Here is a 13755-nt window from a genome sequence, read left to right as displayed (position 1 = left end):
CCTTCCTTTATGACGAAGCGCCGCCTCCCCATGGTCGAGCATGCCGATACGCTGTCGCTGAAGGCGCTGCGGGAATTGGTGACGGGACTTGTGGCGCGGGCCGATCGGGCAGAGATCCGGATTGAGGCGCTCGAGGCTGACAACGGAAAGCTTCGTCAAGAAAACGATCGGCTGAGGATCGAGAACACCCGGCTGAAGGTCGACAACCAGCTTCTGCGCGATGAGATTGCGCGGCTTAAAAACCTGCCGCCACGCCCACCATTCAGGCCCTCGGGTATGGACCAGGCAACGAGCGACAAGGCGGTTGCCGGCAGCCGAAAGCCTGCGCGGCGTCGCGGGCCGAAGGGCGACACGGGGAGCGCCACGCGCCAAGAGGTACTGCCTGCCAGAGCCCCACCTGGATCGCGGTTTAAAGGCTACAAGGATTGCGTGGTCCGGGATCTGGTCGTGCGGGCCGAAGTGGTGCGCTATCGCCGCGAATGCTGGGTGACACCGGAAGGACGCACGATCATTGCGCCGCTGCCAGCAGGGATAAAGGGCGGCTACGGCGCCAGTCTGCGTCGCTTCTGCCTGATGCTTCATAGCCATGGGCAGGTCACAACGCAGCGATTGACGACCTTGCTGAACGATGTCGGTGTCGAGATTTCCAAACGCCAGGTCATCCGGTTTTTGACAGAGCGGCTGGATGGCTTTCATGCAGAGGATGCCGCCGTGCTGCATGCCGGCCTGGTCTCGGCTCCCTTTGTCACGGTCGACGATACAGGTGCCCGCCATGCCAATCGCAATTTCCATACGACACAGATCGGAGGCGAACAGTTCACCGCCTTCCGCACGACGCCGTCGAAGTCGCGGCTGAACTTTCTGGCCCTGCTGCGCGGCAACTATCAGGATTATGTTCTCAACGATGCCGCCTTCACCTTTCTGGAAAACCGTCAGGTGGACCCCGCCCTTCTGGCGCGGTTGAAGACATGTGAACCGCGGCGGTTTGCCAATCAGGTTCCGTTTCTCGAGTATCTGGCCGCCAATGGTATCGACATCTTCGACAAGGACATAATCCGCCCGTTTGCCGAGGCCGGCATCTGGGGCGCCATCCGCCATCATGGTCTGGTCGGCAATGCGGTGATCGTGTCCGACGATGCCGGACAATTCCGCGTCGGCACCCATGCACTGTGCTGGATCCACGCCGAGCGTTTGCTGCACAAGCTGATGCCGGCGACGCCCGGCCAAGTGAAACACGTCGACACCCTGCGCGAGCTTGTCTGGCACTTTTACAAGGCCCTGAAAGCCTATCGGCGAAGACCTGATCCCCGTGCAGCCCGGGGCCTTCAGGCCCGGTTCGATCGGATCTTTTCGCTGCGCACCGGTTATGGCGACCTCGACAAACTGCTGCTTCGACTGGGTCGCCGCAAGGACGAACTGCTGCGGGTGCTGGAGCGGCCTGAAACCCCGCTCCACACCAATGCGTCGGAAAGAGATCTGCGCGGACTTGTCATCAAGCGAAAGATCTCCGGCGGCACGGTCAGTCGCAACGGTCGGCAGGCGCGTGACAGCATGCTCGGCCTGATGAAGACCTGCCAAAAGCTCGGCCTTTCGTTCTGGCACTATCTTGGCGATCGGCTGGGGATCAATGACGAAGATCATGCTGTTGCACCCCTCGCCTCCCTGGTTGCAGCTCGCGCCTGAACGCTCTCGGCCCTTCGAGCACCCTGCTTCTGCGTCATACATGCTGATTGTCTCGGCATCGCCACCAAATCGGCCCCGCTTACCATGAACGCCGGATCGAACGGGCCGTGGAGCATTATGGTAAATAGCAGGTAAACAAGAAGGAATTCCGCAGACGGAAGCGAACTTGCAAATAAGTTCCGCTAGGGAAGACAGCCGCTTGCCGAATAGGAGTGAGATCTGGTTGATCAGGCTATCGGCAAACGTCTGCGATGCCAACGCATGATCCCGATTAGCAGTATCGATGATACCCGCCGCGACCTGATTCGCCTAGCATGCGCTGTTGTGATCTTCGCGGAGGATGACGCCCACGGGATGTCGCAGACCTATTCGCGCACAACTGCCGGCATCTGATCGGACTGGTGTCATCAGCCTGGCCTGGCGATCGATCGGATCTCGGGACAAACGATCCCCCCACTTTTCAACGCCCCCTGCCCTCAGTATTTTGCCGACCTAGACCCCGGCCACACCTCCCTTCCCCGATATCACTCAGCAACAGCGCTCCCTGAAGTGAGCCCCACACCGGCATCTCGGAATTCCGGTGATGCCTTGTGATCGGAGACAGCGCCGGTTCGCCAGTGCTCCGGCGAAGATTCAGTCTCGCATGGCAGGCCGCTCCTGCGCGCCACGATCTCTGCGCGCCGAAGCGATCCGAGACGGCGAGCCTCGCTGCCGAAGGCCGCATGTCAGAGCGGCGCTTGAAGATGGAGCTCTCCCCTCCCCTTTCCAGCGCGGCATCGGAAAAGATGGTGATAACGCCGGCGGATGGTTCTCGGCAGGTTCAAACTGCGCTTATCTCTACGGCTTCACGCAATCGATGCGCAGACGAAAGATGGATCATGAACTTCAAGGGAATAAGCGCTCCGCTCAATGCCGGCCGTCTCGAACAAATGCTGAGCCTTGCTCAGCCACGCCGCGTCGCCGAAACCCAAGACGCAAATGACAAGGCCTCCGGCAGCGAATCCGTCCACGGGCTGGAGGTCGAAAGCTGTGCCGTTCGTCTGTCTATAAATGAGATACGGATTGCCTGATCCGGCATGCCCAAGCGGTGGATGTGTCTTCAAGTGAGTCGGTAATGGCGTTCTGCCGTGCTGAAATATGCTGAGATGCGCTAAGGGTGGCCGTCGATGGAGGCGGACACGGCCGCCATTGTCAGCTGACAATCGCGCTAAGATTACGGAATTCCACGTGATTTTTTAGTCGAATCCTGTCTGTTATCTATTGGCTAACCAAGAAATCGCTTGACGGAATCGGCAGACTCACGATCATTTGCGCAAAATTACCCGATTTATCAGGATTTGCGTGAATGCCGACCAAGGCCGCGATTGTTGAGAAAGCCAGGAGAGCGAGTCGAGTTTCGATCGACCAGACGATCGCGCAGGACTCGACGATGCTCAGCAGCCAATTGCAGGTGTTGTTCGAGCGGTTGTTTTCGCCCGACGCCCGCAAATCGCTACGTAGGTTCAGCAGCACCGAGACTGCCAAGCTGCTCGGCGTAACCGACAGCTATGTTCGCCACCTCGCCGCCCAGGTGGAAAGCATCAACCCGGAAAAGACTGCGGCCGGACGACGGGTGTTCTCGCTTGAGGAAATCCATGCGATGCGCCAGCATCTCGGGCGCACCAAACCCTCCTATCTGCCGATGCGCCGGCCGGGCGACCATCTCCAGGTGATCGCCGTCACCAATTTCAAAGGCGGCTCTGGCAAGACGACGACATCAATCCACCTGGCGCAGTTCCTGGCTCTTCGCGGCTACCGCGTGCTCGCCGTCGACCTCGATCCGCAGGCGTCAATGTCGGCGATGCTCGGATATCAGCCCGAATTCGACGTTGGCGAAAATGAGACGCTTTACGGTGCCATCAAGTATGATGAAACGCGACGCGACGTGGCCGACATCGTCCGCCAGACCTATTTTCCGGGGCTCGATCTCATTCCCGGCAATTTGGAACTGCACGAGTTCGAACACGATACGCCAAAGGCGCTCGCCGACACCAACCGCGACGACAAGGACATGTTCTTCATGCGGGTCGGCAATGCGCTGCATTCGCTGGAACAGAGCTACGACGTCGTCATCATCGATTGTCCGCCGACGCTCGGCTTCCTGACACTGTCTGCTCTCTGCGCCGCCACCTCCGTCCTCATCACCGTCCACCCGCAGATGCTCGACGTCGCGTCGATGAACCAGTTCCTGACGATGACCTCCGACCTTCTTGCGGTGGTCAAGCAGGCAGGCGGCAATCTCGATTATGATTGGATGCGCTATCTGATCACGCGCTATGAGGCCAATGATGGACCGCAGGCGCAGATCGTCGCCTTCTTGCGCAGTCTGTTCGGGGAGCGCGTCCTGACCTCCATGATGGTCAAGTCGACAGCGGTCTCGGATGCGGGCCTGTCGAAGCAGACCATCTACGAGGCGGGACGCGAGACGATGCATCGCCAGACCTATGACCGCGGGATTGAATCCGTCGACAGCGTCAATGCCGAGGTCGAGCAACTCATTCGCAGCGCATGGAGCAGGACATGAGCCCAAAAGGACGCGACATCCTGAAGAGCATGGTCGGCGCCGTCGAGCCGACACGGCGGGAGGTGCCGAGCGCGCAGCAACCGCATCGGCCATCGGGAGCGGTCAAGGCGATGAACCTGTCGCTTGGACGGCTGGGAGAGGAAGCAGCCGCCGCCAAGGCGCTGCGCGAATCGCTGGCCGCGGGCGACAAGGTGCTGGAGATCGATCCGGCTGCCGTCGAAATGTCCTTCATCCGTGACCGTATTCCGGTCGACAAGGATGCCGAGTTCGAGCGATTGAAGCAATCCATCCAGGAAAGCGGACAGCAGGTTCCGATACTGGTGCGGCCGGACCCGGCAAGGGCCGGGCACTACCAGGCCGCCTATGGCCACCGGCGCCTGCGGGCGGCGGCAGAGATCGGGGTTCCTGTTAAAGCCGTCGTGCGAAAGCTCACGGATGAAGAGCTGATCCTCGCACAGGGTCAGGAAAATGGCCCCCGTGTCGACTTGAGTTTTATCGAGCGGGCACTGTTTGCACGCCGCATGGATGAACATGGCTTCAGCCGCGACATGATTGCCAAGGCGCTGGCGACAGACAAGCCGGAAACGTCAAGGCTCCTGCAGGTGGCTCAGACGATCGACCCCGAGATCATTCTCGCCATCGGGCCGGCCCCCAAGGTCGGACGCCCGCGCTGGTTGGCGTTTGCCGAGAAGTTCAGAGAGACGGGCGGACAGAAGAAGGCGCGGGCCGCAATCACTGCCGCCGGTTTTGACGCGTTGGAGACCAACAGCCGCTTCGATGTCATCTGGAAGGCACTGGAGGAGAAGAGCGCACCGCAGCGGGCCGAGCAGACGCTCCGGACCCAAGGGGGCGCGCCGCTTGCTTTGGTGGCCCGCTCCGGAAAAACCTTTCGCATCACCGTCAAATCGGCGGCGTTTTCGGAATTCCTGGCTCAGCGGTTGATAGGCCTCGCCGCTGAGTTCGAAGAGGAAAATGAGGGAAAATGAGGCAGTTAGACGGATTGTCAGCTGACAATCCGGATAGGAGATAACGCGCAAAAGAAAAAAGCCCCCGAACGTCACCGTCACGGAAGCTTTCCTCGTAGTCTTGAACACCTCCGAGAATCGCACTTCCGAGAATCGCTGTCAAGAGTTTTTGGCGCCGTTTTGGTGAGTGGATTTCTTTTGCCTCGTTGAGGTGGAAGATATGGAAACCGGGAATGTGACGACGCCCTTCGGGCGACGGTCGATGACGCTTGGCATGCTTGCAAATCAAGTCATGGCCGGGGAGATCAAGCCGGATCAGTCGGTCGATAAGTGGAAATTGTTTCGCGCACTATGCGAAGCAAAGCCGTTGCTCGGCATCGGCGATCGAGCGCTTGCCGTGCTCAACGCTCTTTTGAGCTTTTATCCGAAGAATGAGCTGGCCCAGGGAAACGGTTTGATCGTCTTCCCGTCGAATATCCAGCTTTCGCTCAGAACGCATGGCATGGCCGAACAGACCGTGCGACGTCATCTCGCCGCGCTCGTCGAGGCAGGTCTTCTGGTGCGCAAGGATAGCCCCAACGGCAAGCGTTACGTCCGCAGGGACAGGGCAGGGGAGGTCGACGAGGCGTTCGGCTTCTCGCTCGCGCCGCTGCTTGCCCGTGCCGAGGAGATCGAACAGCTCGCGGCCGCAGCCGGCGCCGGCGCTGGCGAGCTCGGAACAGAGCCGCCTGGCCAGCGGGCAGGCTGGCCGTTCCACCCACCTGACTGCAGACAGTCCGATGCAGGATCTTCTGCGACATCCGGCCTTCTCTGGCTTTGCCCCTTTGATCATGCCGCGGAACGAGCGTGCCGTCGATGATACGATGCTGATCCGCGACTTTGGCGCCCTCCTGCCGTATCACACGAATGTTGATCCGGAGGTTGTCGTTGCCGGCCTGAACCGGATGATTGATGACGAGACTGCTGGCAATACGGTCTTCCATGACATCTATACCGCCGAGCAAAAACGGGCTGATCCGTCCCTGAACGAGACTGGTCTGTTCTTTTTCCGCGGCAAGGCAGGCGCACCGTTTGCCGTGATCGCCGCAGGCGGCGGGTTCTCCTATGTCGGCTCCGTTCACGAGGGCTTTCCCTATGCGGCAGGCATCAATGCCGAGGGCCTGAATGCGTTTGTGCTGCGATATCGCGTCAGCCAGGGACGCGCGGCCGCAATGGGCGATCTGTCTGCCGCCCTGGCTTACATTTTCCGCAACGCGGGCCAGCTCGGCGTCAGCACCGAAAACTATTCGCTCTGGGGAAGTTCCGCCGGCGCACGACTGGCGGCGTCCATGGGCTCGCATGGCACGGCGGCTTTCGGGGGTGAGCCCCTTCCCAAGCCTGCCGCTGTTGTCATGGCTTATACCGCCCACTCCGATTATGCGGCGACTGAGCCACCCACTTTCGTGGTGGTCGGCGCACATGATGGCATTTCCCCGCCGGCGGCCATGCAGCGACGCGTCGAAGCTCTGCGGAAGCAGGGCACACCGGTCGAGTATCGGCTCTATGATGATGTCGGCCATGGCTTTGGCATCGGTTCTGGCACCAGTGCGGCTGGATGGATATCGGAGGCCGCCAGGTTCTGGAAAAAGCACGCGCTGATTTCAGCAGCCACTACGACCTCTGACAGCAAGTAGAAATTATGTGAAAGGATCGTCGAAGGCCGGCCCGGAGGGCATCGACAAAAGGAGATTCGTTATGAAATTAGCCGCCCTGCTGATCACGGCCCTGATACCCGCAGGTGCTGCCCAAGCACAGTCTCAACCCGAACAGTTGGCAAGCCAACAGGCAGCCCCTGCAGCCCAGCAGCCGGCGAGGGCTAGCGCCTCCGGCGCACTTCAGCAGAAGCTGGCGCCGGGGTTAGCGAAGTACACAAACGAGGTTCTTTTTGGCGAGGTGTGGCCGGGGCCGGGCTTGTCGCCGCGCGACCGCAGCCTGGCCGTGATCTCGGTGCTCATTGCCACCAATAAACCCGGGCAGCTTCGCGGTCATCTGACCCGCGCGCTTAACAATGGCGTGACACCTGTAGAGGCCTCAGGAGTCCTTATCCACCTCGCCCTATATGCCGGATGGCCCAGCGCGGTCACGGCACTCGAGGTTTTTGACGAGGTCTACACCGAACGGAATGTGGACTTCGCAGCGTTACAAGTTGCCCTGCCGCCTCTTGCACCTGCCGCCACAGACGCCGCGGGAGCCGATGCGGTCACTGCCCAGTTCGGCATTGTCGCGCCCAAGTTCGCAGACCTCACCAATCGGGTCGTGTTCGGTGACCTGTGGCTGCGGTCCGACCTTAGCGTGCGCGACCGCAGTCTTGTCACCATCGCTGCCCTCGCGGGAATGGGCGACGCGGATCTGTTGGAGCCATACCTGCGCCGCGGTGTTGAAGCGGGCCTCACCCGTGACCAGATTGCGGAAGCGCTGACGCAGCTTGGCTTCTACGCCGGCTGGGGCAAGGCCACGAAGGCGTTAGAAGTTGTGACCCGCATCTTGGGCGCCGAGGCCCCCGGCTGAGCGGCGATTTCATCTGGCAAGTCGCGAGATCAAGCCGGAACGTAGGTCAACTTGATCACATCCTCGCCAATCCGGTCATGAGCCAAAAGGCGGAGCGGCGGCCGGGGTCCGGCGAAATATGGCTTGCCGTGACCGAGCACGACGGGGTGCAGGTAGATTCGATACTCATCGATCAGGCCAAGTTGGGTGAGGCTTTGCGCCAAATTGGGGCCGGCAACTTCGATCTCCCCGTCACGTTCCGCCTTCAACTCACGGATCGCGGCCGCAAGATCTTCCCCAACAAGCCTGGCGTTGGGACCGACCGACTTCAACGAGCGCGAGACGACCCATTTCGGCTGGTTCCGCCACGCTGCCGCGAAGGCCCGTCGCTCTGCGTCCCATTCAGGATGTTCGTCGTCCCAATAACGCATGACCTCATACATCTGGCGGCCGTACACGCTGCCCGCCTGCCGCTCCGCCTCCTCGATGAAGTGACGGAATAGCGTGGGGCTTGGCCCAAACGCCATATGATCGACGTAGCCGTCCAGGGATTGGTTCATTCCGAACACGAGTTTAGCCATGCTCACTTCCTTTCCTTGAACGACATATCCGGGCAGATCTGATTGCATTGTGCAATCTGTTGTAAGTTAGCTCAACCGGTTTTATATCGCAATTGGTTTTCGAAGTGGGCTATTGTGCGAGTTGCTGACCCGCTTAGAGGATCGGCCACGCTACAGCAGCTTATAGACGGCGCCATCCGTCAGCGGTACCGCCGATCATTTACGTGCCTCTGCTGATGATCACCCACGTCTTTACATTCCATTTGCTGGTGCGCCCTCGGCCGAAGGCAACCCGGGCCCTCACTGGCGTAGCTGCGGTATCCTAGTACTCCGCCGTCTCAAGCCATGGACCCGCGATAGTGTGGTGACGGAACTATCTGCCTCGCATCTAACCCTTATCCGACTTGCGGACATAATCGACCAATGCGCGCAGCTTCAGCGGCTGCCTCTGGCGCCTGGGGTAGTAGAGATAGAAGCCCGGGAATGGTGGACAGAAATCCTCCAGCAGAGGCACGAGTTCCCCGCGGTCGATATAGGGCTCGAAGGTTTCCACCATGCCGAAGGTGATGCCTGCTCCCGCGCAGGCCATGCGGATCATCATTCCCATGTCATTGGTCGTGACTGTGGGATCGACGGAGACGTCGAAGTCGCGGTCGTTTTCGGTGAATTCCCAGCGATAGGGTGCCGTATCCGGGCGTGGTCGCCATCCGATGCAGGCGTGGTTCTGCAACTCGCCGGGATGGCAGGGGTGGCCGCGGCGCTCGAGATAGCTGCGGGATGCGGCCGCGCATTGTCGCTGCTCTTCGGAGACTGAAATCGCGATCATATCCTGTTCGATCACCTCGCCGAGCCGAACACCCGCATCGAAGCCGGCCTCGACGATATCGAATTCGTCATCGGTGATGGTGATATCGAGTTTGATTTCAGGGCAGGCTTCCATGAAGCCAGCCAGCAAGGTGCCGGATAGGAAGTTCTCGGCGATCGAGGAAACGGTGATCCGCAGCAGGCCGCTCGGGCGCGCCTGCATTTCCCGCACCGTCTGCATCGCATCCCTGACCTGGCGGACCGATGGACGAACCGCGTCGAAGAACACTTCGCCGGCTTCGGTCAGGCTGACGCTGCGCGTCGTGCGCTGGACCAGGGCGACGCCGACGCGATCCTCCAGGCGTTGCAGGGCCTGGCTGACGGCGGAGCGGGTGACGCCAAGCCGCTCGCCGGCGAGGCGGAAGTTGCGCGCCTCCGCCACCGCAAGAAAAACCGAAATGCCTTCGAGATCGTCGACCATTGGTTAGCATTTCTAACCAAGGCATCTTGGATTAGCAACTTAAACACTCGGGTTCTCCGTATTATCTTTCAGTCGAGGTCAACGAAGGCTTCGAAAGGCAAGGCAATGCGAAGGATTTTCAAAAGCCCCGTCCTGCAGTTTTTCACGGCGGTCACGCTGGCTGGTACGGCGACCAGTTCGTTCGCCGCCGATACCGTGAACGACCGAGAAACTCGGCAGCAACAAACAAGCGAGAACAGAATGCAGCAACATCCCTATGTCGGCATGTGGGTTACGGATGATGGCCGCGTCCGCCATGAGCTTCTGCCCAGTGGCCGCTACGACGAAGCCCGCGGCAGCCGGGAAAGCGCCTACAGCGGACGCTACGAAGTCACCGGAAGCCACATCGAATATTGGGATGACACGGGCTTCACGGCCGACGGCGATTTCGTCGACGGCAATACTCTCCATCATGGCGGCATGGTGCTTCGGCGCAGATGACGTGCCGCCCGAAAGGCAACGATGCGCTGCGCGCAAACTTCGACGCCTGGGCGGAGACATCGCTCAGCGCCGATTTTCCCACCTGACCACCAAAAACCCTCAGCCGCATCGCCAGGCGAGCGGCGTACAATGGAGCTTGAAATGTCTGATATCAAAGGAAAAGTCATTGCTATTACCGGCGCCAGCAGCGGCATCGGAGAGGCCGCGGCAAAGGTGCTGGCTGCCGCAGGCGCCCATATCGTGATCGGCGCCCGCCGCACCGAGCGCCTGGAGCAACTCGCCGGCGAAATCGCCGCAACGGGCGGGACGGTGCGCCTGCGACAGCTTGACGTCACCGATCGTTCCCAGGTGGAGGCCTTTGCAGGCTTTGCCCGCTCCGAATTCGGCCGGCTGGATGTCATCGTCAACAATGCCGGCGTCATGCCGCTGTCGCCGCTCGACGCCCTCAAGGTCGACGAATGGGACCGGATGATCGATGTCAATATCAAGGGCGTTCTCTACGGCATCGCGGCAGCGCTGCCTATCATGAAGGCGCAGGGATCCGGGCAGATCATCAACCTGTCTTCGATCGGCGGCCACAGCGTCTCGCCGACGGCCGCCGTCTATTGCGCGACGAAATTTGCGGTGCGGGCGATCTCGGACGGATTGCGGCAGGAGACCGATCGTATCCGGGTGACCGTCATCTCTCCAGGCACGACGACATCGGAACTGGCCGACACCATCACCGATCCAACCGCGCGCGATGCCATGAAGGCCTTCAGGGCGATCACGATCAGCCCCGAGGCCATCGCCAATTCGATCCTCTACGCCGTCAGCCAGCCTGATGACGTCGATGTCAGCGAGATCATCATCCGGCCGACAGCCAGCCCCTATTGATCCGCTGAGATTGCTGCCAAAGCAATTCCAGCAAAAGTGCAGAACGGTTTTTCCAGGCAAAGCGCGAAGCGATTTTGCCGGGAATTGCGGAAAACGAAAGACCTCCGCCGCCTAAAAACCCAGCGACTGCTGGGCAGGCGGCGGCGGGGCGAGGTTGACGCCTTCGAGCTCCAGCATGCGGGCCTTCGATGACGAACCGCCGGGCGCGGAGAAGCCGCCGATCTTGCCGCCGGCTGCAAGCACCCGGTGGCACGGAATGATCAGAGCCACCGGGTTCTTCGCCATCGCCTGGCCGACGTCGCGGGCGGCTTCCGGCCCGACGCCGAGCTCCTTGGCCAGCGCACCGTAGGTGGTGGTGCGGCCCCAGCCGACGCGCCTTGCCGCCGCATAAATATCCCGGAAGAAGGTATCCTGGCCGGCAAGATCGAGTTCGACGCCGGAAAAATCCGTCTCTTCGCCGTGAAAGTAGCGTCTCACGGCGGCGACCGTCTCCAGCACAGCAGGCGTCGGCGCGCCGGCTTCTGCATCCGGCAGGCGGCGCAGCAGGAGCCGTTCGGTGGCCTCTGCTGACTTGGTCGGCAGCTGGAAGCGGGTGATGCCGGCGTCGCTCCAGGCGATGCCGCAGAAACCGCCCGCGGTTTCGAAGATGAGATAGTGGTGCGTTGTCTCAGCCATGACACAGCCTCCGCGTTTTCGATAACCCTCAAAATCGTATGGGACGGCCGCTGTTTCAACCCGTTTCTTGCGCGCGCCGGACTTACAGCAGGTTTCGCGATGCGCCCCCCCACAGTCGGTCGAACCTTCCCTTCACCAAGCCCGGGGCGATGGTTTGGATGAGTTCGGCGCCGAACATATGGGAAATTATGTTCTCTTTCTGTTCTTGATATCCCGCTCATTCGGAGTATCCTGCGTCGCATTTTGGAAACGATGGGGTGGGTCGTGACGACCTGAAATTCTATGAACCAGATGCTCCTCGACTTCGGAGACGACCAAAATGGTCGCGGACGGCCGGGCAAAGATCACGACGTTGAACACCGACTTTTCTTCGCCCTCTGTCCTCCTGACGCCATCGAGCAGCAGGCGGCGTCGATCGCCCATGACTATCGTCGAGCCTTCTCTCTTTCCGGCGAGCCGCGGCTGACGACATTGCATGTGACGATCATCTGGGTCGGTGACTATGCGAGGCTGCCGGAGGATGTGGTCTTCGCGGCGCTACAAGCCGGTGCTACAGTCGAGAGTGCCCCGATCGCAATGAGCTTCGATCGGATCATGCGATTCCCGCAGGCCCGAGTGCTTGTGATTTGCGGCGAAGGCGGACGGAAACCGCTCACCCGACTGCGCGTCCAACTCGGCGTCAGCATGCACAATGCCGGATTTCCGCACAATATCGGCGGCAATTTCAAGCCGCACATGACACTGCTCTACGACCGCAAAGCCGTACCCACGGCGACCCTCGACACGCCGGTTTCATGGACGGCATCCGAATTCCTGCTCGTCCACAGTCTTCTCGGAAAAACCGAACATCGGATCATCGATCGCTGGCCGTTGCTCGGTTGAGGCAGGCTGATGCCCTTGGTCGCGGCTTGCGTTTGCCCAGCTTCTGCGCATAAAGCTCGTTCAGGTGTTGCACACGGGAAGCGAAATCAGCATGGACGTTTCAGAGATCATCATCCCTGGAGATACGCCGGGAACGGAGTGGCGGCTGCCGGTGCTGCGTTTTAAAGGCCACGATCCGAAGGCGCCGAAGATCTATATCCAGGCGGCACTGCATGCCGGCGAGCTGCCGGGAACGGTGCTGCTGCATTTCCTCTGCGAGCGGCTGCGGCAGGCGGAAGACCAAGGCGGGATCGCCGGCGACATCACCATCGTGCCGCAGGCCAATCCGATCGGTGCGGCGCAATCGCATTTCGGCGAGCTGCAGGGCCGTTTTGACCTGGGCTCACGCACCAATTTCAACCGGGATTTTCCGCTGATCTCGATTGTGGATCGCGCCGCGCTGATCGAAGATCTCGATGATTACCCGGCTACGGACAGGTTGAAGCGGCAGCTGCTGCATATGGCGCTTGGCGCCGATCTCGTGCTCGATCTGCATTGCGACGATGAATCCCTGCAATATGCCTATATCGACGAGGCCTTCTGGCCGGAAGCGGCCGATCTTGCCGCTGCACTCGAGATGGAGGCGGTGCTGCTTTCGGATGGCGAAAGCTCGGCCTTCGAGGAGGCCGTCGGCTTTGCATGGAAATATGAAGTGCCCGGCGAGCGCCGACCCCGGCTGCCCGGCAAACTCTCCGTCACCGTCGAGCTGCGCGGCAAACGCGACGTCGATCCGGTGCTGGCGAAAAAGGATGCGGACGGGCTCTGGTACTTCCTCGCGGCACGCGGGATCGTTGGCGATGGGAAGCCCGCGGCAACGGTATTTTCCGGTCCGGCCGTGCCGCTCGACAATGTCGAGATCATCCGCACGCCAGAAGGCGGAGCCGTGCTCTTTCATCGCGACATCGGCGAGTGGGTTGCCGAGGGCGCCCGCCTAGTGACGATCGTCACCCTGCCCGGGCAGCCGGGCGGCAGCATCGAGCTCACCGCGCCGCAGGACGGGCTGATCCTCACCCGAACCTCCGACCGGCTGGTGCGGCGGCGCGGCGACCTGATGAAGATCGCCTGCGACGAACCCAGTAAGGCTTCGCGCAAGGCCGGCACGTTGGAGAATTGAGCCGGGACGGCTTTGCCGGCGGCGATCGCGGCTGAAATGCCAATCAATCCGGAGCTGTCACAGTGCACGTCGATGCGCTCGTAGATAAAAGGTCGCACGGCGTTTGC

13 protein-coding genes and 1 pseudogene are annotated in these 13755 nt (G+C 60.9%); 11 read left to right on the top strand and 3 right to left on the bottom strand.

Annotated features, from left to right (window positions below; genetic code table 11):
* Positions 1 to 9 precede the first annotated feature (9 nt).
* From V8P77_RS20730 to V8P77_RS20700, 7 genes and pseudogenes are all read left to right on the top strand, one after another.
* Entirely contained in the window at positions 10 to 1683 is a 1674-nt protein-coding gene (locus V8P77_RS20730) for an IS66 family transposase (protein WP_335914051.1), read from the top strand.
* Positions 1684 to 2561: 878 nt separating this feature from the next.
* Complete coding sequence (locus tag V8P77_RS20725; protein ID WP_335914046.1) at positions 2562 to 2753, top strand: hypothetical protein; 192 nt, start codon at positions 2562 to 2564, stop codon at positions 2751 to 2753.
* A gap of 275 nt (positions 2754 to 3028) precedes the next feature.
* Positions 3029 to 4246, top strand: coding sequence for a plasmid partitioning protein RepA (repA, locus tag V8P77_RS20720; RefSeq protein ID WP_335914045.1), 1218 nt, complete (start codon positions 3029 to 3031; stop codon positions 4244 to 4246).
* Positions 4243 to 5232, top strand: a complete 990-nt coding sequence (repB, locus tag V8P77_RS20715; RefSeq protein WP_335914044.1) for a plasmid partitioning protein RepB — start codon at positions 4243 to 4245, stop codon at positions 5230 to 5232. Before repA ends, repB begins: the two co-directional genes overlap by 4 nt.
* A 199-nt stretch (positions 5233 to 5431) precedes the next feature.
* A pseudogene (repC, locus tag V8P77_RS20710) lies at positions 5432 to 5899 on the top strand (plasmid replication protein RepC); the annotation flags it as partial.
* Positions 5900 to 5990: 91 nt separating this feature from the next.
* Positions 5991 to 6884, top strand: a complete 894-nt coding sequence (locus tag V8P77_RS20705; protein ID WP_335914043.1) for an alpha/beta hydrolase — start codon at positions 5991 to 5993, stop codon at positions 6882 to 6884.
* 61 nt (positions 6885 to 6945) lie between these two features.
* On the top strand, positions 6946 to 7758 hold the full coding sequence (locus V8P77_RS20700; RefSeq protein ID WP_335914042.1) for a carboxymuconolactone decarboxylase family protein: 813 nt from the start codon (positions 6946 to 6948) through the stop codon (positions 7756 to 7758).
* A gap of 29 nt (positions 7759 to 7787) precedes the next feature.
* Here the strand turns inward: V8P77_RS20700 and V8P77_RS20695 are convergent, their stop codons facing one another.
* Both V8P77_RS20695 and V8P77_RS20690 read right to left on the bottom strand, forming a co-directional pair.
* Positions 7788 to 8318: a dihydrofolate reductase family protein gene (locus V8P77_RS20695; protein WP_335914041.1), complete on the bottom strand. Its 531-nt coding sequence runs from the start codon at positions 8316 to 8318 to the stop codon at positions 7788 to 7790.
* Positions 8319 to 8685: 367 nt separating this feature from the next.
* Entirely contained in the window at positions 8686 to 9582 is an 897-nt protein-coding gene (locus tag V8P77_RS20690; protein ID WP_335914040.1) for a LysR family transcriptional regulator, read from the bottom strand.
* Between the two features lie 105 nt (positions 9583 to 9687).
* On the opposite strand from V8P77_RS20690, the gene V8P77_RS20685 reads away from it, so the two are divergent.
* Together V8P77_RS20685 and V8P77_RS20680 are read left to right on the top strand one after the other, a co-directional pair.
* Positions 9688 to 10062: an Atu4866 domain-containing protein gene (locus tag V8P77_RS20685; RefSeq protein ID WP_335914039.1), complete on the top strand. Its 375-nt coding sequence runs from the start codon at positions 9688 to 9690 to the stop codon at positions 10060 to 10062.
* A gap of 141 nt (positions 10063 to 10203) precedes the next feature.
* Positions 10204 to 10938 (top strand): SDR family oxidoreductase, encoded by a 735-nt coding sequence (locus tag V8P77_RS20680; RefSeq protein ID WP_335914038.1) that lies wholly within the window; start codon positions 10204 to 10206, stop codon positions 10936 to 10938.
* Between the two features lie 111 nt (positions 10939 to 11049).
* Here V8P77_RS20680 and V8P77_RS20675 read toward each other — a convergent pair whose 3' ends face one another.
* The gene (locus V8P77_RS20675) at positions 11050 to 11613 is read right to left on the bottom strand and encodes a methylated-DNA--[protein]-cysteine S-methyltransferase (RefSeq protein WP_335914037.1); all 564 of its coding nucleotides are present in this window, start codon (positions 11611 to 11613) and stop codon (positions 11050 to 11052) included.
* A gap of 282 nt (positions 11614 to 11895) precedes the next feature.
* On the opposite strand from V8P77_RS20675, the gene V8P77_RS20670 reads away from it, so the two are divergent.
* A complete protein-coding gene (locus V8P77_RS20670; RefSeq protein WP_335914036.1) occupies positions 11896 to 12495 on the top strand; it encodes a 2'-5' RNA ligase family protein in 600 nt (199 codons plus the stop codon).
* A gap of 91 nt (positions 12496 to 12586) precedes the next feature.
* Complete coding sequence (locus tag V8P77_RS20665) at positions 12587 to 13648, top strand: M14 family metallopeptidase (protein WP_335914035.1); 1062 nt, start codon at positions 12587 to 12589, stop codon at positions 13646 to 13648.
* Positions 13649 to 13755: the final 107 nt, after the last annotated feature.

The sequence above is a fragment of the Rhizobium aouanii genome, from assembly GCF_037002925.1.
Lineage (GTDB): Bacteria > Pseudomonadota > Alphaproteobacteria > Rhizobiales > Rhizobiaceae > Rhizobium > Rhizobium aouanii.
This window is presented reverse-complemented; position numbering and strand designations above follow the sequence as displayed.

Coding starts and splice junctions, on each gene's coding strand:
- V8P77_RS20685 (WP_335914039.1), top strand. CDS start 9,688: ATGCGAAGGATTTTCAAAAGCCCCGTCCTGCAGTTTTTCACGGCGGTC.
- V8P77_RS20675 (WP_335914037.1), bottom strand. CDS start 11,613: ATGGCTGAGACAACGCACCACTATCTCATCTTCGAAACCGCGGGCGGT.
- V8P77_RS20670 (WP_335914036.1), top strand. CDS start 11,896: ATGAACCAGATGCTCCTCGACTTCGGAGACGACCAAAATGGTCGCGGA.
- V8P77_RS20680 (WP_335914038.1), top strand. CDS start 10,204: ATGTCTGATATCAAAGGAAAAGTCATTGCTATTACCGGCGCCAGCAGC.
- V8P77_RS20705 (WP_335914043.1), top strand. CDS start 5,991: ATGCAGGATCTTCTGCGACATCCGGCCTTCTCTGGCTTTGCCCCTTTG.
- repB (WP_335914044.1), top strand. CDS start 4,243: ATGAGCCCAAAAGGACGCGACATCCTGAAGAGCATGGTCGGCGCCGTC.
- V8P77_RS20725 (WP_335914046.1), top strand. CDS start 2,562: ATGAACTTCAAGGGAATAAGCGCTCCGCTCAATGCCGGCCGTCTCGAA.
- V8P77_RS20690 (WP_335914040.1), bottom strand. CDS start 9,582: ATGGTCGACGATCTCGAAGGCATTTCGGTTTTTCTTGCGGTGGCGGAG.
- V8P77_RS20665 (WP_335914035.1), top strand. CDS start 12,587: ATGGACGTTTCAGAGATCATCATCCCTGGAGATACGCCGGGAACGGAG.
- V8P77_RS20695 (WP_335914041.1), bottom strand. CDS start 8,318: ATGGCTAAACTCGTGTTCGGAATGAACCAATCCCTGGACGGCTACGTC.
- V8P77_RS20700 (WP_335914042.1), top strand. CDS start 6,946: ATGAAATTAGCCGCCCTGCTGATCACGGCCCTGATACCCGCAGGTGCT.
- repA (WP_335914045.1), top strand. CDS start 3,029: ATGCCGACCAAGGCCGCGATTGTTGAGAAAGCCAGGAGAGCGAGTCGA.
- V8P77_RS20730 (WP_335914051.1), top strand. CDS start 10: ATGACGAAGCGCCGCCTCCCCATGGTCGAGCATGCCGATACGCTGTCG.